Below are 1,285 nucleotides of genomic sequence, written 5' to 3'. Positions count from 1 at the left end.
CCCTTGCGCCGGCCGCACACGATCGCCCGGGTGGCGGTGACTTCCTCGGTCCAGATCTCGTGGCCCTTGGACTGCACGAGGCCGCGCAGGGCGATGGCGGACAGGGCGGCGGTGCCCTGGATGACGTTCATGGAGCGCAGGGACGCCATCGGGGACAGGCCCATCTCCTGCCCGGCGAGGATCGCGGCGGTGACCTCGTCGGGCTTGCCCTGGAACGCCTTCGGGACGAAGCTGGTGCGCGCCAGGGACTGGGCGATGTTGTTGGCGGCGACCGCGGACTCCGCCCACGCGATTAGCTCGTTGCCGGGCTGCTGCTGCGGGGCCGGGACGGCGGGTGTGTGTCCGTTGTTCAGGGCGAGTTCGGTGCTCATGCGACGGTCTCCGTGGTCCAGGTCGGTGTGTCGAGGGCGGGGCTGATGAAGTCGCCCCGCAGGGTGCGGGCGGCGCGGGCGACGTGTGCGACGTGCTTGAAGAGGCGGAAGGCGCCGTCCAGATCGGCGATCTCGTAGGCGTCGTAGCCGTCGGCCCGCAGCCACACGGCGAGCCCGGCGTCGATACGCGGCACGGGCTGCTCCAGCCCGGCCGCATCGAGGAAGAACTCGGCGTTGGCGTAGGCGGCGAGCTGCAGGGCTGTCTCACCCCAGATGCCGGAGCGGCTCGACTTGTAGTCGATCACCGTGCGGCGCTCGTCGGGCAGTTCACCGATCAGGTCCGGGGTGCCGGAGTACCACCACTGCCGCGAGGCCACGGGGCGCTCGACGATCCGCGGGCGGACTTGCCATTCGTCGAGGAACCGCGCGCACGCCTCGACATGACCGGCGAGCTCCTCCGGCACGTCGACCTCGGCGCCGGCGACGAGCTGTTCGGCGAGGCCGTGGATGCTGGTGCCGCGGCCCGCCGCCCGATCGCGAACCGCCTTGTGGCGCTCCTTGAGGAACCCGACGAGTTCGTTCCGGCCGCGAGCCCGGAGTGCGTCGACGTCGTCGGGGTTGTCGGCGACGTATTCGGCGACCTCGCGCGCAGCCCAGTCGATGAGCTTCGGCTTCGGCAGCCCACCGTTGATCAGGGTGGTGACGCCGGGGACGCGGCGGCCGTCCAGCTTGTAGTGGTGCCCGGACTTCGTTTCGAAGCGCTGAAGGGTCATCGCTCACCGCCATCCGTCCGGGCCTCACGGACGCGCTGCTTCTCGTTGACCGGGATGGCCCGGTCGAAGGAGCAGGGGATGCAGTCGGGGTGGCCGCAGTCAGCGCCGTGCTGGTGCTCGACGGCGCGGTTCCAGGCGTAG

2 protein-coding genes are annotated in these 1,285 nt (G+C 70.9%); both read right to left on the bottom strand.

The features are described 5' to 3' along the window. A partial coding sequence (locus tag ACZ4Z1_RS42465) for a hypothetical protein (protein ID WP_468492073.1) occupies positions 1-371 on the bottom strand: 371 nt, incomplete at its 3' end. Then, positions 368-1,144, bottom strand: coding sequence for a PD-(D/E)XK nuclease family protein (locus ACZ4Z1_RS42460; RefSeq protein ID WP_468492072.1), 777 nt, complete (start codon positions 1,142-1,144; stop codon positions 368-370). The genes ACZ4Z1_RS42460 and ACZ4Z1_RS42465, both read right to left, overlap by 4 nt. Between the last annotated feature and the right edge of the window lie 141 nt (positions 1,145-1,285).

This window comes from Streptomyces sp. NPDC030165 (assembly GCF_055573595.1).
Note: the sequence above shows the minus strand (reverse complement) of the source record. Positions and strands in the feature narration are given on the sequence as shown.

What these genes read in the sequence shown, in the direction of transcription:
- ACZ4Z1_RS42460 (WP_468492072.1), bottom strand. Translation starts at nt 1,144, where the DNA reads ATGACCCTTCAGCGCTTCGAAACGAAGTCCGGGCACCACTACAAGCTG.